The following is a 25,477-nucleotide window of genomic DNA, read 5'->3' as shown; positions in this document are numbered from 1 at the left end:
TGTGCTGCAGAGGGCTTTTGCCTCCTACAATTTACCCTATAAAGTCTTATGTTGTTTTTAGCGAAACAGTGGATCGCCGATTGGCTGACTATTTAGCCCTTTTTGCGCCGTCGGACAAGCTCAATTGCCAGATCCAAACAGGATGTACAGCCCAAATGAGATGAAAGCCGATATCCTGTTCCTAAAAAGAAAACTGGAGAAAATACATCCGGATCTTTACCGTTATACACCAAGGCCTGCATTTAAAACTTTCTTCGACAGCCTCTATTATTCCATTAATAAGCCAATGAATGAGCAGGGATTTTTCAGTTTAATTACCCTGTTACATGCGAAGACCGGTGACGGTCACACTATGTTATTACCCAGTGAGACGATGACTAACCATACTAATACCAGAGGTAAATTACTTCCTTTTACCCTTACTTACATAGATGGGAAACTGTATATCGTTGAAAACTGCTCGGCTGATAGTAGCATTGAAAAAGGGGAAGAAATTGTAAAGATAAATGGAGAAAAGACTGCTGCCATCATGTCTCAACTGATGGCAAGGCAAATCAGGGATGGATATAACCAAACATACCCTATCTGGATACTGAATCATTATTTTCGCGGCCTATTACAGTTTCGCGTACGGTCAGCCCGCTCACTTTTTCCTCGAACTTAGGAACAAGAAAGGTGAGTTCCAGGAAAAGAAGATAACAGCATTAACTAAAGACAGCGTAAAGTTCTTCCGTCAAAGCCGTTATCCTCTTCTGGCAGATCAGGGAATTACTTTGGAAAAGATAAGAGAAGGTGCAACCGCCATACTTACTATTAAGAGTTTCGATCCCGACTTACTTGAGTCACGCTATAAACAAGATTTCACACATGTAATAGACAGTGTCTTTACAGTATTAAAACATAGTCAGACTACCAGTCTTATTCTGGACCTGCGCAACAACCAGGGAGGGGAATTTGAACCAGGGCGTTACCTTTTATCCTATTTGTTAGCTGACACCGCCAGATACTTACTGAATGGAGAGGAATCGAGATTAATTCAACCCGAAACCAATCATTTTACAGGAAAGTTATTTGTTCTCATTAATGGCGGCAGCTTCTCTAATACAGCAATTGTAAGTGCCTGCCTGGAAAGAGATAAAAGAGCTGTTTTTATCGGAGAAGAAACAGGTGGCAATAAACATGTCATCAGCGGAAACCCCACAGAAATATTACTCCCTGCAACCCATATAAGATGTTTTATTTCCACCACTACATATCTAATAACCAATGGAAACAATGATGGTCATGGTGTTCTCCCCACATACCCTGTCCCTCCTTCAATAACAGATATTTTAACAGGCAGAGACGCATCAATGGATCTCGCGCTGGAGCTTATTGCAAAATAACTCCAGGTGTGTATTCATATTAATAGGAGGAGGTTGTTTGAGTTCCATTTCTGAAGTTTCCCGGAGAAATCCCTACCACCTTTGTAAATAATCTCATAAAGTATTTTTCATCATCGTATCCCAAATCTCCGGCTATTTCTTTAATTGTGAGATCGGAATGAAATAACAGGCGTCGTGCTTCCAGCATCACCTCCTGGTGAATACAATATGTTACCGGAAAGCCTGTGACTGATCTTACAGTGTCATTCAGGTGGCTTACTGTTACATTCATTTTGCTTGCAAATTCCGAAGGCCGTTTCATAAATTTATAATTCCGCCGCAGCAATTGCCTGAAGGTTCTGGTAATCTCTACGCTGCGTGCCCGAAGTGTAGTAAAGCCGGATCGCTCTACGATCAGGTAAATTGCCATTGCCTGGTAAAGAAATGCCGGAGTCATCGCCTGAATGATATTTGACCTGAATATCAGGTCTCCGTCATTGTAAACCCTATAGAGGTGTTGAATAAATGATGAAAGATAGATGAATTGTTCGGAGGAGATGACTATATGGATTATTTCTGATAAGCACTGATCCAAGACATTTTTCAATTCTTCATTTAACATAGACGTTTCGAATGCCAGGAACCATCCTCGTTCAGCGCTTAAAGATATGATGCGGTGTATCTGACCGGGATAAGAGATAAAAAGAGAGTGATCGGTTAGCCTGATCTTTTTGAAGTCGACCTCCATCTCCATTTCTCCTTTTTCTAAAAGAACACAATAGTAGAAATCGTGCCGGTGCGGCTGGCCGCTTTCGTACAATGGTTTAGCCACCACGTCCGGAGTTATCTGTTTTATATAAACTCCGGAAAGCCAATCCTCTTTGCTGTATATGGGTATTTTATCTCTATTCTGCATCTTATGCTGGCTTAAATATACGATTGCTACGTTGATTTCAACGTCCTCCCCTTTTTCGCGTCAGTTGACACCACGTTGATATTCACTGTGCAAATGTGCAGCTGTAGGTGAGTTGAATAAATTATCCAGACGTGCGCGCGCAATCATCTGGCGGAATGATCCATGTTGCGTAGCCTCTCCTGCATCATGCATTGTATCGGCCATCCAGACTGCAAAATCCTGATAGTTCCAAATATGGGGCAAGACCGTATTGGAATAGTTATCTAAAGCACTTGTGTCGTTATCATGCACCGCAAGCAATATCGCTTTGGCAAGTATATCTACGTCATAAAGACCAAGATTCATGCCTTTGGCACTTACAGGCGGCACCATGTGTGCAGCATCTCCGGCAAGGAAAAGATTACGATATTGCATTGGAGCATATACCACAGAACGTAAAGGTACAAAGTCGATGTTGTGTACATGGGCATTCTCTATACTTCTATCTGCAAGCCGTAACCTGATCTCGTCCCATATGCGGGCGTCCGGCCATTGTTCAGGACCATCGTTTAATTTCACTTGTAGATAATAACGGCTTCTGTGCGGACCGCGGGGAAGTTGTCCGACAAAACCATGATCACTTACTGCCATAATGGGATTGCCTTTTACGGGAGCCTCGACAAGCGCAGCCAGCCATGCATACCCAAACTCATAACTATATTTTGTTAATACGCCTTCGGGTATTGATGATCTGCTGATTCCACGATCTGCATCACATCCCACGATGTAGTTACAGGTCAGTGTATGTAAGCCGGTGTTATCAGTATAACTGATCTGTGGAAGCTCATCCTCTTCATTTCGGATTGTAATGTCCGATACTTCAAAACGAACATCGCCGTCCATTACATCTATAAGCTCCCGCAACAAGTTACAAACAAGCATCTGCTGTGTGCAAAATCTTCCCTGTATACCGTCATCTCCAGTAGTTTGAAAAACCCGGGCAGATCCATTAATGCGATATTCTATAATATCCGCTACAGGGCCTGCGAGAAGTTTATCAGCCAATCCCCACTGTTCAAACATACGCACTCCTCTGGCATCGACAACTCCGGCACGTTGCCTTAGTTCAATGTAAGCACGGTTTTTCCTTTCCAGAATAACGCAATGCACCCCGGATCTTTTTAGGAAAGTGGCTAGTGTTAGCCCGGTCACACCTGCTCCAATGATGACAACCGTTGTTTGTTCATGATTTGAACTCATTTCTTAAATTTTGACTTTTTATAAACTGCAACAAAGATCGTTTAAGAAAAAGTCAGACAAGGTTAACGCATCACGGAATGAAGTGGACAAATCACCGAATTTAAGTTCACCGAGACTATTGGATAGCTTATAAACAAAAAAAGAATAGAGATGAACAACTTATCTACCAATAATTAAATGAATCAATTTGTTAACGTTTCATGGTCTCTACAACATCATAAACCCCACTCTTTGTAAGGATTGACCGTCAGATTAGAATTATAATATTTCTCCTCTCTCGTCACCTCTTTATCCACCCAATCAGGAAGTTCAAAAATCTCATCCTCACTGCTCAATTCAATCTCTGCAACAAAAAGTCCTTTATTATCACCTAGAAACTCATCTACCTCCCACGTTTTGTTTTGAAACACTATATTATACCTGATCTTCGACAATTCCGAAACAGAAAATTTGTCTAACAACTCCTTTGCTTCATTAACCGGTATTTCATATTCATACTCCGCCCGCGTAGCACCAACAGAAATTCCTTTTACTGTCAGAAATCCTTTTGTTTCCGTCAGCCGGACCCGTATGGTCTTTTGAGGATCTGTAACCAGATAACCCTGTCTGTAATACTGACCAGGAAGTTCTCCGAGTTTTTCCCATTGCTTAAGATCAACTAAATACTTTCTTTCGATTTCCTTTGGCATATTGGCATATTTATCCCAAAATATAACTATTCTCAGGAAATGAATGGTAACCAAATTATTCAATGACTTATACGTAAAAGGGACAAATCATCTGAAGTATGATCTGTCCCTTTTGCATAAGAAGGAATATAACCAACGATTACTCCTGTGCACTTATCGCCTCCTCCAGATTATCTATCGGCGGCATATTCTGCTCGTATCCGGAATAACCAAAGTTCTGATTAACCCGGCCATTCCTGTTAGCATCGATATCTGTTTGTGGCACCGGCCATAGTATGTGATATGGACTTACCGTAAAGCGGGTACCATACACCGTCTTCACATTATTGGCATAGAAGTTATTATAGTGCATGATCCTTTCATACCAGTAACTACTCTTAGAAAGGTCTGCTGTCTGATATGTTTTTCCAAATTCATCCGGTATATGCGTAAGCGCAAAGATGTAGGAAATGCGACTGAGCTCCACATGCCGCATCTCTTCATAATACAGCTCCCGTGCTCTTTCATCCAGGATCACGCCCATGTTCATCTCACCAGCATCAAACATTTTAGTACAATGAGCCCGGCGGCGGACAGTATTAACATCTTCAGCGGCTGCGCCCAGATTACCTTTCCAGAAATAAGCTTCCGCCCGCAACAGATACGTTTCTGCCAGCCTGTAAATGTACCAGTCGCTGGCGCCTCCATCGTAGTTGTCTACTGTCTCGCTCCTCGGACTTTCCACCCACAATTTGTAATGGGGCCAGTCAAACCAGGTCCGTACCGTATCAGTCACGAGCAGCTTGCCTGCATCATTGTACTTTTGCAGATTTTTACCATAGTATTGATCTCCGCTGCTAAGTAATGATGGATTGTTATACACCATGTCTTCCATACGCATCCAGTTACCTGTACTAACGCTATGACGAAGATCAGTGGTGTCAACCCAGATCGTGTTGCTGCTGTACCAGGTAGGCCTTGTTTTGGCAATACCGCGCCCATAAGTTTTACGCTGATCTATCTTATCTTTTGTCTGCGAATAGCTGGCGCTCAGTCCAGGTTTGCCTGAGGGAGTGCTGATCAGCTGATTGCCTGAACCGGAGTAAAAGGGAAGTGCGTTTCTCATTGTGAACATACTCTGACGGCTGTTCACAAAATCTTCTCTGCTAATGATGTTAAATATTGTTTCCCTGTTAGTGGCGATAGATTTGTTCTGCGCACGATGCAGGTCCCATATCACATTTCTCGTAATGTTATGGACAGCCGGCATGGGGTTCACGAAGGTACCGAAAGGCTCAGTCATCAGGGAATAACCGGAACTATTGATAAGGGTGTTAGCCACTGCTATAGCCTTATCAAATTCGCCAGCGGCCAGGTAACATTTTATGAGTAACTGCTGACAAGCGCCTTTGGTAACCATTCCATAATCTCCGTTTGCCGGCACATGCTGCACTGCAAACTCCATATCAGCTACCAGTTTTTGTATGATCACTTCTCTCTTGGTCGAACGGAAATCGAACTTGGGAGTAGTGATCTCTTTTGTCAACAGCGGCACATCTCCAAAATCAAATATCAGCCACATATAACGAAAGGTCCGGTGAAAGTAGGCCATGCCCATCATCTCGTTCCGGAGGGTGGTATCCAGTCCGGGTACGCGATCCAGGTTAGACACAATAGTGTTGGCATACTTGATACCTTTATACCCTTCAAACCAGAACCAACCGATCTTGTTGGTGTTGAGATCATTATTATTGGAAGTAGGTGTGATCATGGCATTCAGGTCCTGCGCCGGACCTGATTTATCTGTAGTTCCATCAACAGCCACATCTGAAAAGAGCAGATCTGTGAGCAGCGGAGCGCCTTCCCCGGTCCATACATAAGTAAGGTTCCTGGTACAGCTGGTGATAGCCGCCTGTAATCCTTCCTTAGAAGTAAACGTAATGGAAGGTTCATAAAATGATTGCGGATCGGGCTTAAGGAAGTTTTTCGAACAGCTTACAGGTAACTGTAGTGCTATTCCCAACAGTATTATCCGTGCAGCTTTATTTATAGTGAGCTTCATATAATTCAGTTTATGACATTAAAATGTGGCAGTAATTCCCGCTGTATAGTACCTGGGCATAAGTTCGGTCGTTTCCGGGTCCCAGTATTCCCAGTCCTTTGCCCATACGGCAACGTTGCGTACACCGGCAAATACCTTAAGCTGGCTCATATCCATTCTCCTGGCAATGTGTGCAGGCAGCGAATAGGATACTGAAATGTTATCGAGACGGATATACGTTTTATCAATCACTCTTTTAGGCGTGATGTTCTGCACATTAGTAGAGTTCAGTCTGGCATAGGTATTTGAAGGATTTTCCGGTGTCCAGTACTTCCTTACGTAGGAGTTAATTCTGTCTGCCTGGGAACCGAAATTGTTCAGATAATCATCTGAAGTTTCTTTATGTCCCCAGTTGGCATATATGTTAATAGAAAAATCGATATTCCTGAAAAGGCTGAAATCATTACGAAGGGTCCAACGGAAACGTGGTGTAGTACTTCCCATGAACTTCTTATCCTCATTTGTATATTTTCCATCGTTATTTACATCCTCCACTTTCACATCTCCTGGTATTTCTCCGTATTTTTCTGCCTGTGCCCTTTCATTTTCCTGCCAGATGCCCTGTACATTATAAGTCCATATAGAGGCAATATCATGACCGATGAACCATCCGTTCTTGATATCGTCCACTTCTTTTGAACCTACTATATGACCATCCTCGTTTAGTACATCCTCGTAGGTGTAATAAAGATGTTTCACTTTATTCCTGTTGAAAAAGAAGCCAAACGTAGTGCTCCATTCAAAATTTTTCCGTTCCATATTCCGGGAGGTAAGACCAAGCTCAAAACCCTTATTCACTACTTCTCCCAGGTTAGTCGTGACTGTACTGAAACCTGTAAAGCTTGGCAACGACTGATTCATCAACAGGTCTGTAGTGGGCATGTAGTAAACTTCCACATTACCAGTGATCCTGTCATTGAGGAAACCGAAATCCATACCGATGTTCCAGGATGATGTAGCTTCCCACTTCAGATCATAGTTAGCCATGCGATCAACATACAACTGCGACAATTCGTAGACCGTTCCATTCGATTGCACATAGGGATATCGGCCTGCTCCGGTAATAAGATTGGACAATGCCTGATATATTCCGATGGAACGATTACCGTTCATACCCCATGACAAACGCAGTTTACCGGTGCTCATGGGCGACCAGTGAAAGAAACGCTCGTCTGCAAAGTTCCATGCGAATGCGAGTGCAGGGAAGGTAGCCCGCGGATTAGACGCTCCGAATGCAGAGTATCCGTCCCTACGCACAGATGCTGTCAGCATATACCTGTTATCGTACGAATAGAATAAGCGGCCCATTAATGCATCTCCGGTGCTATGCTCATCATTGCTGCTGATAGTGGTCATTAAAGGATTAGCGGCGCCGATATTATGGAAGCCCAATGCATCTGTCGGAGAAAAATCCCGGGCCGTGATCTTTTCCCACCATGAACGGTGTTCTTCCGCGTTCTGTAACAGCGTTACCTTTACTTTATGCTTTTTGGCAAAGGTATAGTCCCAGGTAATGATATTGTCTATCTGCCAATCAAATCGCTTCTCATTTTCCCTGTCTACCTTTCCGTTATCAGACCATAACGGATTTTGTGATGATTCATGATACCTGTTATAGAACCATTGCATCCTGGGAGAAAAATTCAGTTGATACGTGATGTTGAAAGGCAGTTTGATGGTTTGGTAGATAGTGGTATTTAACACGGTATACCCTTTCTCCAGCTGTTTATATTGATTTTCGTAGGCTGAGTTAGTACCCTGGTTAACGCTTGCACCCATTGGCTGTCCGTCAAGGATACCATTTGAGTCAACAGGCAAAGCGAATGGAGAATTGTTGATGATCTGATCTTTCCATTTAACTGCAAGATTACCGTCAGACCTGTCCTGGAAATTAATGTTGACCCCTGTATGCATCCACTTGTTAATCTTCCCGTCTATCTTGATATTAGACCTATAAGCGCGGTATTTATCACCTACAATAATTCCCTCGTTATTCAGATATCCAAAGGACACATAGTAGTTGAGCACATCCTTGTTCCTTCCTGACAAACTCACATTATAATTCTGTTGCAACCCGTTCTGGAACGATCCGTTGAACCAGTCATAAGTCCGTCCTTTTGCATAGTTCCGGCGTTCCTTTTCAAACAAGCCTAAACGCAACAGCCATATTTCTTCCGGTGAACCTGACAGCGCATCATAAGCGAGCCAGTCATCCAATGTGATACCGTATTTGGAGAAAGTTTCCTGCGTCGGCTTTTCATATTTCGCAGGAGTTTCCCACCTGGTATTGCTGTTAAACATATCTGTTCTGAACTTCAGATATCCATCTGCGTCATACACCTCCCGCTTTTTTCCATGGGTGGCAATGCCGGTATTGGCGTCAAACCGGATCGTAGGTTTATCAGAAGCACCTTTTTTAGTTGTAATGATAACAACGCCATTAGCTGATTTAGCACCATAGATAGCAGCAGCGGATGCATCTTTGAGGATATCAAAATGCTCTATATCCTGCGGATTGATCTCGGACAATTCTCCAAAGAAGATAACGCCATCCAACACAATGAGGGGGTCATTCTTTGCTCCTAAAGACCGTTGTCCCCGCACCAGCATATCTCCACCACCTTTCGCTGAAGTACCTTGCGCCACGTACAATCCGGGCACGCCGCTTCGCAGCAGGTCTTCCACATTACGCGGACTTTCCTTTTCAAGCCTGGCTGTCTTCACCTGACTGATTGCACCGGTCAGGTCCTTCTTCTGCATGGAGCCGTATCCTACTACCACCACTTCGTTCATTTTCTGCTCGCTGTTCTTCAGGTCGACCCGCAAAGAGAAATCCGCACCAGCTTTCAGATTATAGCCCGAGAGGGTTTGCGATTCAAATCCTATAAAGGAAAAGGTGAAAGTATACCCCGGACCAGCAGGTAGCCTGTTGAAAGCAAAAAGGCCCGTACTGTCAGTTTGTACGGAAGCGGTAAAACTGTTCGTAGCATTTTTAACAGTAACGCTGACGCCCCAGAGCGGTTCTTTTGTTTCCTCGCTTTTTACAATGCCCGATACATCCGACCGGTTATTCTGGGCCTGAAGTAGTGATGGGATAAGGCTAAAGATGACCGCTACGCATAGCAGTGCATACGTGGAATTCCATTTTTTCATTTTCTGTCTGATGTCTGAATTAGGCAAATAAGGGTCTGTTCGCTGATTTCATCAACGGTCCCGGTAGTTTACGATCATATAGTTCGGCTAATCTTTCTTTCTAATAATGTAGCGTTCCTTCTCTTTTTCGATTTTAAGTTGGTTGAGTGTTGCTATGTCATTCAGAATAGTTCCTAAACTGTCAGTTTTATGCATTCGTCCCGAAAAATATTTATTCTTTACATCAGAAGGATAATAGTAGATCTCCACCTGATAGTAGTTACTAAGCTGATCAAATACATCTGAAAGCGGCGATATGTCAAAGGTGTATAAATCAGGTCTGCGAACGTTATTATCCTCTTTATACGCCGGTCCTGCTTTTACCATTTGCTCGGCTGGCATGTTGCGCTTTATACTTGCCAGCATCGTCGTCTTGTCGTATATAAATTCATCTCCAGGCAATAATATCTCTCTACCGTTCCATTTTTCCTGCACAATGTCGGCAGCAGCTACCTGTATTTTGCCTTTATGCAACTTCACCGTTATCACACTGCTCTGGGCAAACGACTCCACCGTAAAGGAAGTGCCAAGTACAGTTGTTGCCAGTCTGTCTGCATATACAATAAACGGCCTTCCCTTATCTATGCCTACATCGAATATGGCCTTGCCTGATAAATAAACTTCCCGGTTATCCCGCGATACAAACTTTTCATAATACCTGATGCCACTGCCCGGCGATAACATGACCATAGATCCATCATCCATCAGTATGTTCATCAGGGTATCGGAAACGTTTTTCTTCTCTATCATCTGCTCAGTTGTTCCCGCAGTCACTACTCCCTCCTGGGAAGATGTCTTTCTTAGGGTCAAATAGCCCCAAAATGCCCCGATCACCAGAGGGACTAACACAGCTGCAGCCAGCCAGGCGATCGTCCTTCTTTTGGTCTTATTTAAGGTTTGCCGGCTCACGTTGGCAAACAGCTCTTCTGAAAGTTCAGGAGCCAGTTCCTCGTTTGTTACAAAATTATCCCAGTCCTCCTCACTCATGTACTTATTCCATTCTTCAGGATGATTCCGAAAATATTCCAGTACCAACATTCTTTCATCATCAGAGCATTCGTTTCTGAAATATTTATCAATTAATTCCCTTTGCATCATATTGAGTTAAGATAATGGGATCGTTGTTAGTATATCGTTTGAAAAAGGGAGAACCCCTAATGGCAGGAAAAATATTTTTTAAATAAAGTTCAGGAGCAGCAATAACAACAGCAACAAATTTCTTAAGTAACTGATAGCCAAAGACATATGATTCTCAACCGTTTTAACGGACAGGGATAGTTGCTCCGCGATCTCTTTGTGGGATTTAAATTCATACCGGCTTAGCTCAAATACCTTCCTTCTCACCGGAGGCATATGCTGTACCGCCTCCCGGACCCGCTGCAGCTGTTCCCTGGCTTCCATTGCATCAGAGATATTCCTCGTGGTGGATTCCGAAGGTTTTTCCTGCTTCAGGAACCGTCCCTTAACAGCTTCCTTTCTTAACAGATCAATGGTAGTGGCCCGCGCTATATGGAATATCAGCTTGCTCACCGGCTCGGATTCGTCCAAACGATGCCTGTAATCCCATAATTTGATAAACGTGATCTGGGTAGCTTCTTCAGCGATATAGGTGGAGTGGGTCTTGGATAGCACGTAAAAATACACCTTCTGGTGGTATTCATTGAATAGGTCACTGAAAACTGAGGTGTCCCCTGCCTTCAGCGCAGCAATTGTATTAAACGTGGACATGCTCTAAATATAGAAATTAATTTCTTTTTCTAATAATTCAGACCTGTCTTCTACCAGGCTCTGCCCTCCCGTCAAAAAACACCTGTATTTATTTTTCCCATTCAAAAAAGATAGTTATTAATATTTTATTTAACATAAATCTAACTTATTATCACAATGAAACAAAACAAGCTTTTCATACTGTACCAGTAAAGCTGCTACCATAGCCTGTTATCAGAGATGTCCCATATATGTCCCATATATATCCCATATATAACCCATATATATCCCATATTTAAGAGGTATGGGATATATATGGGTTATATATGGGTAAACAATGGTTTATAGATGGGATATTAAAATGAATTCGCCATATGCCAGCCTATATCAGACCATTACCAGGAGAAGGTTCTTGCCTGAAAGAATAAAAAAAGCCCCCTGGTCAGTCCAGGGAGCTTTCAAATGCTCATTATTAGCCCCGGCTTACCACCAAGAGGCATCTGATTATTTAAAACAGCTGTTGCTGTCCCATATATTGATCCATTATTTGCTTTCTCACTATCCGTGATACTATGGCTTTAATCAAAAGCTGGTATGGCTCCTGTTCCTTTCGCTTTTCCTTAATTTCTTTCTCTTTTTTCTCAATAACAGGTGTTTGTTGTCTACGTTTTCCCGGTAATCCCTTCTCCAGCTTATCTTTCAGGCCTTCCGGATCAAATTTTTTATCGAACTGCGTTATTTGTTTTGCTCTGGGTGGAACATTACCTTTACTTGTCTCGGCAAATTGCTTTTTAAATTGCTCCAGCTGAACATCATAATCGCGATAATGCGCTGTTATTCTCGGCCTCAGTAACAGTATAGCATTTTCAGTGTCTTTGATATCCTCTTCCGCTACGGCTTTGGCTTTCTCTAAGTCCACGATCTCCAGATCTATCGCGCTGATTTTAGCGGCCTGAAACTGCGCCATCGCCTCTAATCCTTTAATATCCAGCTTATCTGTTTTAAAAGCCAGCATATACAGGCTGTCTACGCCGTCTTTGCGTGTTTCTGCTACATGCAGGCGTTCATCGGTCACCTGGGGCAGCTGTGCCTTTCTTGTATCAATGTAAGTGTCCTGCCTTGCTCCTATCATCTCATCATTATGCCCCATAAAGCCGACCGCCTCATTAGGGAAAATGCCAAGCTCTGTACTCTTATATCCTTCTTTGGTCATGAGATCGTGGGTATATACCATCTCTATCTGCGTGGCAATCGTTGAAAGGGCTTTTATCATGCTGGCCTTTGCCGCTTGCAGCGTTTCTGCGATCAACGCATTCCCCTCCTCCTGTTCTGACTCTTTTTCAAACCCGTTAATGTTCGTAAACTCAGGTAGTTCCAGACCTCTGATACCATCTGCCAGTCTGGCGTTGGTTACCATTCCCCTGATCGCTCTCCAGTCGTCATCTTTCAGTACCCCCAGACCTATGTTCATCAGACTGTCCTTAATCCAGGCGCCGTCAACATCTTTTACTGCACTGGACAAATAAGCATTGAACCTGAACTTTGAGGTTGCACCTTTATTACGGGCCAGATCAGATGTATTGTCGTATATCCTCTCCTGCTCGTTCTTTACATGTTCTATCGCCGGAACGGCAAACTGTCCGCTCAAGGTACGTGCAAGCTGGTTGATGAAGATAGTACGACCTGGTGTTTCTGCAATACCGGTTTGCGCGATAGCCACTTTAATACCCTTCTCAAGCGTGGCAAGTATTGCTTTCGGATTAAATCCGGGCTTTCTGCCTCTGGTAATATCCAGCGCATCTTCTTTATTGATATTCTGCAGATCGTCAAATGTCTGTGCTGTGGTAGCGAAATTCACCTGACTGGTGATGCCTCCACCTTTTTCAGTAGGCTTGATCTTTATCTTTTTTAACTCCTTAAACTCCAGGTCCGGAGCACTCGCATAATCTTTTACACCGCTCTTATGAGATACGTTCTTCTGCTCTATCTTAAGGTTTTCAGCTGCGGAAAAATCAAGCCCTGCTGTCTTGAATCCTTTAAGCATGCCATCAATGGTTCCCTTCGTGGACAATTCCAACAGCTTCACCCGTATCAGGCTGTCCACTTTTTCTATATCCGCAGGATCAGGGATCATTGTATTTGTAAGTGTTTTGATCAGGAAAGGAGGGCTTACCAGTTCCAGCGCATTGGCGGCATCAGTTTCAAGTATGAACGGCAATTTGGTAAAAGCCAGTGGACGTGCTTTGGCAAGCTCCAGATGTGATATACCCGCCAATGAGTTTCCTTCTCCTTCCGTTTGGGTGAACTCATGCTCGAAACCAACTGTGGTAAATGATTCTCTATGCGCTCCTATCTCTTTCTGCTTTGTTTCCTGTTCAGCAATGTAGTCCGTAAAGCTAGCAGCAGCTATGTCGAGGAAAGCACCCTGCAATACGGTATTATTTATATGCTGATGTTTCAAGGGTGCAGGACCTGCTGTGGCGAATTGCAACGCCTTCTCTCCCATGACGTCGGCCTCTTGTTCCAGTGCGGCATCATCATTCACAGGAATATCGCTTTTTAGCTGAAATGTTGGCGATACTCTTCCCTGCTTCTGTTGCACCACATGCCATGCTTCATGCGCCAGGTGCTTTTCCTGTCCCGGAGCTACATGAATATCTGTACCTTGCGCATAAGCATGCGCCTGCAATTGTGCCGGCCTGGCAGAGTTGTAATTTACTCTGACATCATCCATGGAGTACCCGCTCAAATTTTCGATGCCGGATTTCAAATTATCCGGGAGCCCCGTGTTGTTTGCTCTTAATTGAAATGGTTTCCTGTCCACCGTTCCAGCCTGACCATTGTTATCTCCGGCAGGAGCAGTAAATGGCATGTCTGCAACCTTTTGAAGCGGTTGAACAGCAGGTTTTGAGATCCCGGAAGCGAGTTGGTTATCTGCTACAGAACGGGTAGCTGTTTGAATAGCCTGAGTGGTATTATGTTCATGAGACATAGATGCATAGGAATATGCCATTAAATTAGACAATAATTTGAGAATACTTATTGAAATTTAATTTAATAGTATCTATCGGTATAGGGCATCGTCCATAAAAATCCGGCTGACTAGTGCTCAGTAGCAAAAGCTGCATTAAATAGAACCAGAGCGGCATTTGCCCCAAGTTAAGCTTACACCTTTAGCGAACCACGGAATCCCCGGGCTGCATAATATGAAGATGCGCCATTGTGATACGTGAATACATGATCATAGCGACGATCGCAGAAGAGCGCCCCGTCCAGCTTCCTGATAGCAGCTGGTGTCAATATCCAGCTCGAGGTCTTCAGATCAAAATTCCCCAGTTGCTGCAGCTCCCGGTATTGTTCCTCTGTTAACAGTTCAATACCCATGTTTGCTGCCATTTCTATGGCACTATCTTCCGGTTTATGCTCTTTCCTTGACTCGAGTGCTTCATGGTCATAACAAACGCTTCTACGGCCTTTGGGACTTTCTGCTGAACAATCATAAAAAATGTATTCGTCCGTCTTCTTATCATAACCAACTACATCAGGTTCTCCTCCGGTTTCCTCCATCTTATCAAGCGACCACAGTTTCCCGGGATCAGCTTCCAGCTTCGCCTGTACATTAGCCCATTCAAGGCCTTTATGGCGATTCTTGTTCTTCTCAAAGCGGTTTTTTAATATACTGAGAAGTTCCTGCTGCGCCTCTGGCGATAACTTCTTTTTAGTATCGTTAGTCTTTTTCATACGTGGTTAGGTTTAAAACGCAATTAAAGCGTTTAGAATGACTTATGCTATCAAAAGTGTAGAAAAAAAACTATCTGGAAAATTGTTTTTTTAAAGCCTCTACCATCCGCCTGATATATACTTTATCTGAACCGCTCGTAAATTTATTGCTGTCTTTATCATACTCGTCTGCAATTTTGAGAAACTCTTCTCCCCCAAGACCAGCGGCTGACAATACATATACACCACAATATTCACAAGTTGAATGCATTGAACCATCATTATATTCAAAATCCTCCGCTTCTTCACTTAACGTCCATTCCAGGAACTGACATACATATTTTACTACCCTGTCATTATAACTGCTGTCCAGCAACCATACGACATCCCATGTGTAAAAATTGGGCCAGCGATAGGTTAAAAATGCCTTATAAAGCCTTTCACTTTCCTGCGGGGTCAGGATATTAAAAGATGAGGACTTCCTTCTTTTTTTTAAAGCTTTATAGTCACCGATGATTTGATTGTCCTCCCATTCATAAAATCCATACCAACGAAGAAATGGAACGTCCATTAAGGAAAAGATCCACTCTTTACAAGCATTGATTTTTTTTTTAGAATTGCGCATCTTATCTATATCTCTGATACGTGACGAAAGCCGCGCTACTATCTCATCGTTTTCCTTGCTGTAAGGATAGCTTCTGACTACATATGTGTTCGCTTCATTTTCTGCCACCAGGTAACTGTCTCCAGCAGGATCATCGTGACCCTTTCTGCTAACAATAAACTCTTTGCCTGAGTGCCTGTCGGCAAGCACCAGACTGTCTCTTTCTGTTCGCAGATAACGGCAGATATAATAAGCTTTGCACTCAGTCAGCATTTTACTAAAGGGGAAATACGAGATGCTTGTCGCAGATACGCTGTTAGCTAAGAATAGCAGCAATAGAAGAAGATAACGTTTCATAGGATCGGTTTATTCATGCAAGATACGAAACATCGATCACTACTGGTGACATAATCAATTCTGTTTCTTTCGTAATTTTGCATGGTTTAGCCGTCAATATAAAGTACAAATCATGGAGCAGGAGCCGCATAAACGATCAAAAGAACTGATCATTGGTAAGTCTGACAAAGCTGGTCTTAGCAAAGAGCAGCAAACATTCAATAAACTGACGCAGCAGATAGCTCAACTGCGGGAAGAGCTCAAAGAAACAACCGTGCTGCTCGACAAGCAAGTACAGTATTACATAAAACACATGTACCCGCTTATGCAGCAGGTTACCGGTTTGAGAGCAAAAGTGGCGGTGCTTATGAACGGATTCATGACTATCTCAAAAGGGCTTTCTGATCATGAAAAAGAGGCGTTAAGGTTGCTGATTATCCATCAGTTACATGATATATTCCGGTATCAGCAGGAAGATCCTGAAGGAGAACTATTGGAGATATTCAACGCATTATCAGAGATCACCTACCAGGAGCTGACGGAACAATATCTTTCCAAACTAAGAAAGGCAGCCGCCGTGCACAATGAAGAAGATGATCCGGAATCGTCACTTCCGATGAAAAGAACAGAACTCGAAAGTACGGCTACCAATCAACGAAAGACGAAAAAACAATTGCAGAAAGAAGAAAGGGAACGTTTGCTGGAAGAGGTTCGTAAAAAGAATGTGCATCACCTTTACAGACAGCTGGCAAAGGTCTTCCATCCCGATCTTGAACAAGATCCGGAACGTATCCGGCAGAAAGAAGAACTGATGAAACAACTGACCATTGCAAGGGAACAAGGCGACCTGCTGACCATGCTCCAACTGGAAATAACCTGGATACAGGAGGAAGACCGGCATCCCGATCAGCTTACCAATGCGAAACTTGATCTATATAATATTACATTGAAAGAACAGGTAAAAGATCTTAAGGAGCAGATCAAGGCACTGTACCATCACCCACGCTATGAGTTCCTGCTGGGATTCGCCAAAAGTGCGCAAGGCGTGCGGTTTATTGACTGGAAGAGTGAAAAGAATAACCTGGAGAATCTGCAACACGGATTGCAGGAGATCATTGCCGGACTATCTCAGGATACTAAAAAGGCATTGAAGGTGCTGAAGAATGTGTTGAAATGGAATACTTGATGTAAGCAGTTAATAAAATAATCTTAAAAAAGCTTTCTCCAATCTGAAGGCGTCAGCGTTTTGTATATTTGCCGGCGAACGGTTACATGTTTAATTAGAACCAATGTAAGATTTATGAAGAAACCATTCATTGCCATACTGCTGTTAATACTACCTTTCCTTTCTGCTTTCAGCCAGGTACAAAACCCGGAGTATCAGAAAGTCATTGCTGATTTTATTACCATTATCAGGCAGCAAAATAAAGCTGAACTATCCGGCAAGATCACTTATCCTTTCAAAAGGGCTTATCCCATTCCTCCAATAAGAAACAAGCAGGAGTTTATAAACAGGTACGATGAAATATTCGACGACTCGCTGGTCAATATTATCGTAACATCCAAACCTGACAAAGACTGGACAAAAATGGGATGGCGTGGGCTGATGCTACGCAATGGCGTACTCTGGCTGGATGAGAATGGTAAGTTAATAGCGGTTAACTACCAGTCAGCCGCCGAAAGCAAAAAGAGAGTAGCACGGATAGATAAACAAAAGAACTACATTCATCCATCTCTTCAGGGATTTGAGCGGCCAGTCTGTTTCATGAAAACGAAAAAGTTCAAGATCAGAATAGACGATATGGGTAATGGCAATTATCGTTATGCTTCCTGGCCTCTACAAAGTAAACAGAGCGACAAACCTGACCTCGTCATAGAAAATGGAACATTCATACATGAAGGCACAGGAGGTAACCACAGGTATGAATTTAAAAATGATGGTTATGTTTATAGTTGTGATGTCAATATGCTCAGACAAAAGAATCATCCACCGGCAACACTAACAATTTATAAGGGTGAGAAAACTGTCTTATCTCAACCCGCTACAATAGCAGAGTAAAAAGAAGGAGGCTGAACGCCTCCTTCTTTTATTTCACCCATTTAGGCTGATAAACGATCTTTTGTTCCATTAAGGTATTCAGCAACCGCTCCGGATCATTATCGAAAATAAGGGACTTCATATGGTATTCTGATAAAAATCCAGCCTGGCACATCGTCATCAGGAGTTCCTGTAACTTATCATAATAGCCATTTACATTGAGGATGCCGCAGGGCTTACTATGGAATCCCAGTTGGGCCCATGTGAACACTTCAATAATCTCTTCTAAAGTACCTATACCGCCGGGTATTGCTATGAAACAATCCGCAAGATTGGCCATCATTGCTTTCCGCTCATGCATGGTGGATACCACATGCAGTTCAGTCAGACCTTTGTGTGCAATTTCAGTCCCGGAGATCTTTTCCGGCAATACTCCGATCACCTCGCCTCCCTGCGCCAGTACCTGATCGGCCACCACGCCCATCAGTCCAACGGCAGCACCGCCATAGATCAATCTCAACCTGTTCTTCGCGATAGCATTGGCCAATTCTTTGGTCAGGCTGGTATAAATGGGATCATTCCCAAAATTAGATCCGCAAAAAATAGCTATACTTTTCATAGACGTGAAGATCGTCAAAAATAACGGAGCAGGCGGGACAAATGTCCCATCTTAATAACCAAGACAAGCCAGTTTACCGTCAGCGGAGCATGTAAGCACCGTATGGTTATCTACCGGCTTTATATTGACCAGCAAACAATTGGATATCTTATGCCTCCACAAAATAGCGCCGTCTTTGGCTGCCAGGGCAGATATTACGCCAGATTGCGAAGGAATGAATACGATATTGTTATATTCATTGATCGCTACAGGACAGATCTCATAACCCATTTCCAGCGGCGATCTCCAGATCACTTCCTGATCGGAAGCATGGGTATTCAACCCCAGAATATGCCCCTGCATTGTTTTTACGTAAACAAGGTTACTATCTGCTGAAAGTCCCATTGATTCACGCACCCATTCCTGTTTATCATGTTTGCGCCATAACTGTTTCCCGGTATTTGCATCCAGTGCGGTGAGGTACTGGTCAGGAGCGGCGATGTATATGCGGTCGGCAGTAGCCACAGGCCAGCAGGCAGCTGCAGAGAACATCCTGTTGGTAGCACCGCTGTTCCATGTCCATACGCGTTTGCCGGTAGCTGCGTCCAGTGCATAAAAATCATTCCCCCATGAACCGAAGTATACTTTGTCCTTGTAGATCAGCGGGCGTGTCTGTACAAAGTTGCGTACACTATCAAAGTCCCATTGCAGTTTTCCATCTGCAATATTGTAGGCCCTGCAATGACCGTCAGACGCTGCTACAATGGCCATGTCTTTGTATAAAGCCGCCGAAGCTACACTGGCTTTATTAAGCGGCTGCTGCCACTGTAATTTACCGGTATTAAGATCCAGACAATATACCTGTGCGTCTGTGCATGGAACGATCACTTTATTACCATGTACCAGTGGCGTAGAATAGATCTTTCCCTTTGCACTGAAATGCCAGAGTGCTTTACCGTTACTAAGGTTCACAGCCTTGATCTCTCCCATTGTGTTTGTATACACTACTTTGCCTGCAGCAACGGCTACACCCCCACCTATATCACCTGGCTCCTGTATGCTCCACTTCTCTTTTACCTGTGTATACTGGCGGTTCACATCGTACGATGGTCTGTGTGGATTAGCATCCCATTGCGGAACACCCTTTACGGGAATCGCTACGGCATGCCAGGAAGGTAATGTCTCAACACCTGGTCTGCGTTCGTTGAAGACAAGGGAATCATTTACCAGGGAGACAATGTTATAGCCTCCTATCTGCTCTTTTGCACGCAGGTTAGAACGGCACATAATACCGGGAATTCCTTCGAAATTGAGCTTTCTGTTAGAATGACCATGACCTACAATGATCGCTTTCAGGTTCCGGCCTTTCAGTAATCCCAGTTGCTCATACCAGTTGTTCTGGGCAGAATCCTGCGGGTAGTGGTTTACAAAGATAACGGGGACGTTTTTGTCCTTCTCCTTATCCAGTTGTTGTTTCAGCCAGGTAAGGTCTTCGCGGGGAACCTGTCCTGGCCCCATACGCATGTTAGGTCCACAGCTGGTTCCCATAAACCAGTATCCTTTATGCCGGAAACTGAACGTTTCTCCGCCAAATACATTCAGGAATGTATTGCAGCCACTCTCAGACCAGTTGGAGTCGTGATTGCCGGGTACGATATACCAGGGCTTGTTCAGTTTACTGATAATCTTTTTAGCCAGCCGGATCTCTTCATCAGAACCAAATTCAGTGATATCTCCGGAGAACATCACAAAGGCGATATCCGGATTACTGTTGATATCGTTTACTGTACGCTCCAGGTCTTCTTCCCCACTCTTGTTACCAATATGTGTATCAGACACCATCGCGAAGCGGAATAAAGTATCCTGCGCTGCCACATGTAGTGTGAACAGTAAACCTGTAAGTACATAGATCAATCTTCTCATGTCAGTTTATTTTATTGTTCCCAGCCTGGATTCTGCGCCAGGTTAGTATTCAGTAAAAGTTCAGTCAGCGGTAACGGGAACAGGTAATGTTTCGGATCAATGAAAGTTTTAGGCGTTTTGGCTAAAGGATGAATGATCAGGTTACCCTTATCACCCTCACTCAAAGCTCTGTCAGGATTTAGTACAAAGTACTGCAAGGTCTTATCCGGTGTAGCTGGCTTGGTATCCACAATAGCCAGATCATTCTTGCCATCACCATTCAGGTCGTATGTACCGATCCCCGGGAAATAAGCCCCTTTAAATTCCGCTGCCAGCAATGGCCCTCTCTTCCAACGCATCAGGTCCTGGTAACGGAAACCTTCTATCGCCAGCTCTACCCTTCTCTCTCTGCGCACTTCCAGGATAATGGGATCTGTAATATTATACTCAGCCTGCAACAGCGGATCAACGGTCAGGGTCGCCACCTGCATATCCGGCATACCTGCACGTCGGCGGATCAGGTTAACAGATGCATCAGCATCCGCCTGGGAGAACTGATGTAATTCCGCTTTTGCTTCAGCATAATTTAGTAATACTTCTGCAAATCTGAAAATAGGCAGGTCGTTCGTGTTAGTGTTATTACCATCCTGATCAGTGCCTGTTACAAACTTGATGCACTGGTACCCGGTCATCGCATTGGCATAATCAGGCACTAAAGATGCAGTGGTGCCAATACGTTTATAACCAGGAGTACGGATGGTCTGTGATAAACGGGGATCACGGTTCTTCACTTCTTCCCAATATGGCATAGTGGCATAATTGGTTTGTGAGGAGAATGGCGTACCATCGATCATCAGATAACTATTGATCAACGTTTTGGTAAGTCCCGGAGCCGACAAGGTAGAAGTGAGGAACTGTCCGTTAGCCTGATGTGTTTTAGATAATGTACGATCAAATATCCTGGCAAGGATATATTCGTCTGCATTAGCAACATCGGCTGAGAACAGATTGACATAGTCTACCGTAGGATTATTCGTAGAGTATAATTTATACAGACCGCTTTCCATTACCTGTTTTGCAGCATCTATACTCTTTTGTAATAACTGTTCGCCACCGCCTGCATTTATTTCGGGATGATAGATGCGGTAAGTGCCTTCGAACAAACATACTCTCGCTTTCATTGCCAACGCTGCCCATTTCGTTATACGGGATGTGTTCTTTGCCGTTTTTATATTCGCTGCAGCATAGTCAAGATCGGCTATGATGCTATCTACTACAAGTGTACGGGGATCACGTCCGTCAAACAGTTCAGGGCTGTTTGCTTCCAGGGGCTGACTGTACCAGGGCACATCACCGAAGCGCTGTACTTTTGTAAAATAAAAGAACGCTCTGAAAAAACGGGCGATACCAGCATAGTGTGCCTTGATAGAATCACTTACTGCCGCCCTGCCATAGTTTGCGAGGAAGTAGTTTATATTACGCAGATCAGACCACGTCCATTGGGCAGATGCTGCATCTGTCTGTACAACGGTACGACCGGCAACAACATCGCCAATTACAGCAGGTTCCACATTGTCACTGCTGAGATCATTGGAATAAATTTCATTCGCCGGTAACATGGCGTAGAAACTGGTAGTGTAAAGCGTAAGGTCTTTTTCATTGTTGAAAAAAGAACCGGGATCGATATCACTGAGCGGCTGCCTGTCGAGGAAGTCCTTCTTACATGCGGCCAGCGCGAGTACTGATAAAACAATTAATATCCTTTTCATGTAAATGTTTTTAAACGATTCGTTAGCTGTCATTAAAAATTCACTTCCAGTCCAAATGTATAAGTACGCTGTACAGGATACAGAAATCCATTACCGTTACTTGTGTTAGTGTCCACTTTATCACCGATCGCTTCAGGATCAAAAGCTTTGGAAAGGTGTGTAAACTCAAACAGGTTCTGTCCGGAGAAGAAGATCTTTGAACTGCTGATACCTGCTTTTCTCATCCAGCGTGCGGGCAGCATATAACCCAGTGTTACATTCTTCAATCTTAAATAAGCTGCATTCTGCAGATAACGGGTTTGTGCCACACCCAGCTGTCTTGTGTTGTTTAATGCATCATAAGCCCTCAGGCGAGGGAAGTAAGCATCTCTGTTCTCCGGCGTCCAATAGTCGTTCACGATGTGATCGTATACAGGCTGGTTCCAGCGGTTATAGAAACCCCAGAAGTTACCTGATTCAACACCCGGCCAGAAATCCATTTTACCAATACCCTGCACGAATACATCCAACGAAATACCATTCCAGCTTGCACCTGCACCAAATCCATAAGCAAAGCGCGGCTGGCTGTTACCGATCTTAGACATATCTCCCGGATTATCCGCAGTATTCTGACCATTACTGATGATCGTATCGTTATTCAGATTAGCAAACCTCAGATCACCAGCCATCGGGTGACCGTTCAGGCTGTAGGAAGTACTCTGTACACGCTGTTGGTTCACACCATAATTCTTGTACTCATCATCCGTCTGGAAGAAGCCGAGGGTCTGATATCCCCAGATCTCTCCTATTTCCTGTCCTACATAGTAATCAGTCAGTGATTTATTGGGGTTGTCAAATTTGGTAATGAAAGACCGGCTATCTGACAATACAAAAGAGAAATTATAAGAGAATGGTTTGTTGCCTAATTTAAAGTCGTCATGCCATTTTAAGGATAACTCCCAACCTTTGGTAGACAGGTCTGCAGCATTTTGTTTCGGAGCGGAAGCGCCTAGTACAGCCGGCAATGTTTTTCCCTTCGTCAACATCTTTGTCGTCTTACGGTTATACCAATCGAACCCTACATCCATCCGGTTATTCAGTGTTGTGAAGTCAATACCAAAGTCCAGTGTTGTAGCAGTTTCCCAGGTAAAATTCAGCGGCAGCAATCCGGGAGCATTGATCGCCAGTGGTTGTGCACCATCCAGGATATCAGATACTTTATATACGCCCATCGGGTTAGTAAAAGCATAAGCGCCTACCTGCTGGTTACCCAAAGAACCGTAAGAAGCACGCAGTTTCAGGTTGTTGATCGCTTTCTGTGCTGATTGGAAGAAAGGCTCGCGGGATACTAACCAACCAGCAGATACTGAAGGAAAGAATCCGTAACGGCTGCTGTCAGGAAAACGGGAAGATCCGTCGTAACGTCCGTTAAACTCCAGCAGGTAACGATCTTTAAAGTCATAGTTCAAACGATAGAACACACCACGGATAGCCCATTCCTCTTTGGAATCACCTACAGATGCTACACCACTGGTAAGGTTCAGCGCACCTTTGTCGGGTGTGATGTTGGCATCACGTCTTGCGTTGAAATAATCATAGGTATTCATCTCCTGGTTAAAACCCACCAATCCCCTCAGATGATGTTGTCCCAGGTTCCGCTCATATTCCGCATACAGGTTCACTACCTGATCAAAATTCTCACTATAAGAAGACGAGTAATAGTCTGTAGCTACAAACGGAGCCAGGTTACCGGGCTTAGTTTCATAATACACGCTATTGGTCTGTATGTTACCACGCGACTGTGTAGCCAGCACTGTATAATCACCATTGATACGGAGTGTACTGTCGAGGAAATTCGTACCGAAACCAATTGTATTCTTTAACTGCCGGTCTTTCGCTAAAGTACGTCCACCTTTTTCCAGCTGACCGAAAGTCACTGCACCCGCCTGAGTATAATTACCATTGGGTGTTTTAATTGCTTCATAAGGATTAGCGAAGAGAGAGAGGTAACGGTAAATATTATAACCGCCTGATACGAATTTGTTAGGCGCATCATATGTACCCTGGGCCATTTCTACGTTATCGTAGATCTTCAGCCATTTTGCCACCTGGTTATCCACTTTCAGTCGCAGGTTATAACGTTTATAATCATCTGTCGCTACCTTGAAAGCACCTGTCTGTTTCAGATAACCTGCGGAGAGGTAATAGTTGGTATTACCCTTACCACCGGCGAGGCTCAGAAAGTGTTTCGAAAAAGCCTGTTGCTTGTTATAGAATAAACCATACCAGTCTGTGTTAGCACCGCGGATCCAGTTACCGGTAGCATCCACACCTAATTCAGGCAGAGAAGGATCTGCCTTTCTTTTTTGCAGATACTCGATCACTGCCAGCATGCCGGGAGCATCAGATCCTGCATAACCTCTATAGGCATCGTTCTGGATAGTAGCAGCTTCAAGCGGGTCTTTGATCACCTGTGGCAAACGGGTAGGTTGTCCCCAACCGAAGTTACCGGAATAACGCACCTGCAGTTGACCGCTTTTTGCTTTGCGGGTAGTAACGAGTATCACACCATATGCAGCCCTTGCACCATAGATGGCTGCAGAAGCAGCGTCTTTCAGTACAGTTACACTGGCTACATCTTCAGGGTTCACCAGGTTGATATCGCCGGGTGTACCATCAATGAGGATCAGCGGGCTACCGGTATTAATTGATGTGAAACCACGTACGTTAAAGGTGGCGCTTCTACCTGGCTGACCATCACCGAAAGTGATATTCAGGTTAGGGATAGCACCCTGCAATGCCTGTCCGATACTGGTAACAGGTCTGTTCTCAAACACTTCAGGTCCAACCTGTGCGATAGCGCCAGTTACCTGCGATTTCTTCTGTGTACCATATCCAACTACCACTACCTGTGCAAGCGAATCGTCTTTCATTCTCATACGAACGATCAGGTTGATGGTTTCACCTTTTTTGATGGTATATCCATCCAGTTGCTGGGGTTTATAACCAATGGATGTAAATGTGAAATTATATCGCTCACCGGCTCCAAGATTATCAAAATGGAACCAGCCCTTTTCATCAGTCATCTGGAATACCGGCTTTCCACCGCTGGCCTGCATGGCCTTAACGGTTACACCGGGAATCTTCTCTCCCTGCGGATCAAGCACAATACCTGTCACATCCGGCTTGACCTGCGCGTACAATACCGCAGGCGCCAGGAATGGCAACAGCCATACCAGCAGGCGTAAAAATGAAACACGTTGGTAAAAACTTCTTATCATAAAGGTCAGTTTTAAGACAAAGTAATCCCTGGCCGCTAACGCAGCCCTTTTTGAGTGGTGTTA

Annotated in this window: 18 protein-coding genes; 4 read left to right on the top strand and 14 right to left on the bottom strand. The window is 44.0% G+C overall.

What is annotated here, in order from left to right; all coding sequences use genetic code 11:
* Window positions 1-142 precede the first annotated feature (142 nt).
* On the top strand, window positions 143-664 hold the full coding sequence (locus C7475_RS26580; protein ID WP_146217656.1) for a hypothetical protein: 522 nt from the start codon (window positions 143-145) through the stop codon (window positions 662-664).
* Between the two features lie 109 nt (window positions 665-773).
* A complete protein-coding gene (locus C7475_RS26575; RefSeq protein WP_158286627.1) occupies window positions 774-1,385 on the top strand; it encodes a S41 family peptidase in 612 nt (203 codons plus the stop codon).
* A 19-nt stretch (window positions 1,386-1,404) separates the two neighbouring features.
* On the opposite strand, the gene C7475_RS26570 is transcribed toward C7475_RS26575, so the two are convergent.
* The 10 genes from C7475_RS26570 to C7475_RS26525 form a co-directional block, all read right to left on the bottom strand.
* A complete protein-coding gene (locus C7475_RS26570; protein ID WP_110056437.1) occupies window positions 1,405-2,280 on the bottom strand; it encodes an AraC family transcriptional regulator in 876 nt (291 codons plus the stop codon).
* Between the two features lie 60 nt (window positions 2,281-2,340).
* Window positions 2,341-3,519, bottom strand: coding sequence for a 4-hydroxybenzoate 3-monooxygenase (locus tag C7475_RS26565; protein ID WP_110056436.1), 1,179 nt, complete (start codon window positions 3,517-3,519; stop codon window positions 2,341-2,343).
* Between the two features lie 215 nt (window positions 3,520-3,734).
* Window positions 3,735-4,208, bottom strand: coding sequence for a CYTH domain-containing protein (locus tag C7475_RS26560; RefSeq protein ID WP_110056463.1), 474 nt, complete (start codon window positions 4,206-4,208; stop codon window positions 3,735-3,737).
* A 139-nt stretch (window positions 4,209-4,347) separates the two neighbouring features.
* Window positions 4,348-6,249 carry a RagB/SusD family nutrient uptake outer membrane protein gene (locus tag C7475_RS26555; protein WP_110056435.1) on the bottom strand — a complete coding sequence of 634 codons (1,902 nt, stop codon included), beginning with the start codon at window positions 6,247-6,249 and terminating at the stop codon, window positions 4,348-4,350.
* Between the two features lie 18 nt (window positions 6,250-6,267).
* Window positions 6,268-9,441 carry a SusC/RagA family TonB-linked outer membrane protein gene (locus tag C7475_RS26550; protein ID WP_110056434.1) on the bottom strand — a complete coding sequence of 1,058 codons (3,174 nt, stop codon included), beginning with the start codon at window positions 9,439-9,441 and terminating at the stop codon, window positions 6,268-6,270.
* 87 nt (window positions 9,442-9,528) lie between these two features.
* The gene (locus C7475_RS26545) at window positions 9,529-10,575 is read right to left on the bottom strand and encodes a FecR family protein (protein ID WP_158286626.1); all 1,047 of its coding nucleotides are present in this window, start codon (window positions 10,573-10,575) and stop codon (window positions 9,529-9,531) included.
* 81 nt (window positions 10,576-10,656) lie between these two features.
* Window positions 10,657-11,208 carry an RNA polymerase sigma-70 factor gene (locus C7475_RS26540; protein ID WP_110056432.1) on the bottom strand — a complete coding sequence of 184 codons (552 nt, stop codon included), beginning with the start codon at window positions 11,206-11,208 and terminating at the stop codon, window positions 10,657-10,659.
* Between the two features lie 487 nt (window positions 11,209-11,695).
* The gene (locus C7475_RS26535; protein WP_233259972.1) at window positions 11,696-14,179 is read right to left on the bottom strand and encodes a DUF4157 domain-containing protein; all 2,484 of its coding nucleotides are present in this window, start codon (window positions 14,177-14,179) and stop codon (window positions 11,696-11,698) included.
* A 173-nt stretch (window positions 14,180-14,352) separates the two neighbouring features.
* Window positions 14,353-14,928, bottom strand: coding sequence for a DUF4256 domain-containing protein (locus tag C7475_RS26530; RefSeq protein ID WP_110056430.1), 576 nt, complete (start codon window positions 14,926-14,928; stop codon window positions 14,353-14,355).
* Between the two features lie 70 nt (window positions 14,929-14,998).
* Entirely contained in the window at window positions 14,999-15,868 is an 870-nt protein-coding gene (locus tag C7475_RS26525; RefSeq protein WP_146217655.1) for a hypothetical protein, read from the bottom strand.
* Between the two features lie 112 nt (window positions 15,869-15,980).
* Between C7475_RS26525 and C7475_RS26520 the strand changes: the two genes are divergently transcribed.
* Both C7475_RS26520 and C7475_RS26515 read left to right on the top strand, forming a co-directional pair.
* Complete coding sequence (locus C7475_RS26520) at window positions 15,981-17,033, top strand: hypothetical protein (protein WP_110056428.1); 1,053 nt, start codon at window positions 15,981-15,983, stop codon at window positions 17,031-17,033.
* Between the two features lie 114 nt (window positions 17,034-17,147).
* Window positions 17,148-17,906 (top strand): hypothetical protein, encoded by a 759-nt coding sequence (locus C7475_RS26515; protein WP_110056427.1) that lies wholly within the window; start codon window positions 17,148-17,150, stop codon window positions 17,904-17,906.
* Between the two features lie 28 nt (window positions 17,907-17,934).
* Here C7475_RS26515 and C7475_RS26510 read toward each other — a convergent pair whose 3' ends face one another.
* From C7475_RS26510 to C7475_RS26495, 4 genes are read right to left on the bottom strand one after another with little or no spacing between them, the layout of a single operon-like run.
* Entirely contained in the window at window positions 17,935-18,504 is a 570-nt protein-coding gene (locus tag C7475_RS26510; RefSeq protein WP_110056426.1) for a TIGR00730 family Rossman fold protein, read from the bottom strand.
* A 51-nt stretch (window positions 18,505-18,555) separates the two neighbouring features.
* Window positions 18,556-20,406, bottom strand: a complete 1,851-nt coding sequence (locus C7475_RS26505) for a PQQ-binding-like beta-propeller repeat protein (protein WP_110056425.1) — start codon at window positions 20,404-20,406, stop codon at window positions 18,556-18,558.
* A gap of 11 nt (window positions 20,407-20,417) precedes the next feature.
* Window positions 20,418-22,154 (bottom strand): RagB/SusD family nutrient uptake outer membrane protein, encoded by a 1,737-nt coding sequence (locus tag C7475_RS26500; RefSeq protein ID WP_110056462.1) that lies wholly within the window; start codon window positions 22,152-22,154, stop codon window positions 20,418-20,420.
* Between the two features lie 32 nt (window positions 22,155-22,186).
* Window positions 22,187-25,414, bottom strand: a complete 3,228-nt coding sequence (locus C7475_RS26495) for a TonB-dependent receptor (protein ID WP_110056424.1) — start codon at window positions 25,412-25,414, stop codon at window positions 22,187-22,189.
* Between the last annotated feature and the right edge of the window lie 63 nt (window positions 25,415-25,477).

This window comes from Chitinophaga sp. S165 (assembly GCF_003182155.1).
In the GTDB taxonomy this organism is placed as follows: domain Bacteria; phylum Bacteroidota; class Bacteroidia; order Chitinophagales; family Chitinophagaceae; genus Chitinophaga.
Note: the sequence above shows the minus strand (reverse complement) of the source record. Positions and strands in the feature narration are given on the sequence as shown.

What these genes read in the sequence shown, in the direction of transcription:
- C7475_RS26570 (WP_110056437.1), bottom strand. Translation starts at nt 2,280, where the DNA reads ATGCAGAATAGAGATAAAATACCCATATACAGCAAAGAGGATTGGCTT.
- C7475_RS26555 (WP_110056435.1), bottom strand. Translation starts at nt 6,249, where the DNA reads ATGAAGCTCACTATAAATAAAGCTGCACGGATAATACTGTTGGGAATA.
- C7475_RS26530 (WP_110056430.1), bottom strand. Translation starts at nt 14,928, where the DNA reads ATGAAAAAGACTAACGATACTAAAAAGAAGTTATCGCCAGAGGCGCAG.
- C7475_RS26550 (WP_110056434.1), bottom strand. Translation starts at nt 9,441, where the DNA reads ATGAAAAAATGGAATTCCACGTATGCACTGCTATGCGTAGCGGTCATC.
- C7475_RS26535 (WP_233259972.1), bottom strand. Translation starts at nt 14,179, where the DNA reads ATGTCTCATGAACATAATACCACTCAGGCTATTCAAACAGCTACCCGT.
- C7475_RS26505 (WP_110056425.1), bottom strand. Translation starts at nt 20,406, where the DNA reads ATGAGAAGATTGATCTATGTACTTACAGGTTTACTGTTCACACTACAT.
- C7475_RS26510 (WP_110056426.1), bottom strand. Translation starts at nt 18,504, where the DNA reads ATGAAAAGTATAGCTATTTTTTGCGGATCTAATTTTGGGAATGATCCC.
- C7475_RS26525 (WP_146217655.1), bottom strand. Translation starts at nt 15,868, where the DNA reads ATGAAACGTTATCTTCTTCTATTGCTGCTATTCTTAGCTAACAGCGTA.
- C7475_RS26520 (WP_110056428.1), top strand. Translation starts at nt 15,981, where the DNA reads ATGGAGCAGGAGCCGCATAAACGATCAAAAGAACTGATCATTGGTAAG.
- C7475_RS26500 (WP_110056462.1), bottom strand. Translation starts at nt 22,154, where the DNA reads ATGAAAAGGATATTAATTGTTTTATCAGTACTCGCGCTGGCCGCATGT.
- C7475_RS26545 (WP_158286626.1), bottom strand. Translation starts at nt 10,575, where the DNA reads ATGCAAAGGGAATTAATTGATAAATATTTCAGAAACGAATGCTCTGAT.
- C7475_RS26495 (WP_110056424.1), bottom strand. Translation starts at nt 25,414, where the DNA reads ATGATAAGAAGTTTTTACCAACGTGTTTCATTTTTACGCCTGCTGGTA.
- C7475_RS26565 (WP_110056436.1), bottom strand. Translation starts at nt 3,519, where the DNA reads ATGAGTTCAAATCATGAACAAACAACGGTTGTCATCATTGGAGCAGGT.
- C7475_RS26515 (WP_110056427.1), top strand. Translation starts at nt 17,148, where the DNA reads ATGAAGAAACCATTCATTGCCATACTGCTGTTAATACTACCTTTCCTT.
- C7475_RS26580 (WP_146217656.1), top strand. Translation starts at nt 143, where the DNA reads ATGTACAGCCCAAATGAGATGAAAGCCGATATCCTGTTCCTAAAAAGA.
- C7475_RS26540 (WP_110056432.1), bottom strand. Translation starts at nt 11,208, where the DNA reads ATGTCCACGTTTAATACAATTGCTGCGCTGAAGGCAGGGGACACCTCA.
- C7475_RS26560 (WP_110056463.1), bottom strand. Translation starts at nt 4,208, where the DNA reads ATGCCAAAGGAAATCGAAAGAAAGTATTTAGTTGATCTTAAGCAATGG.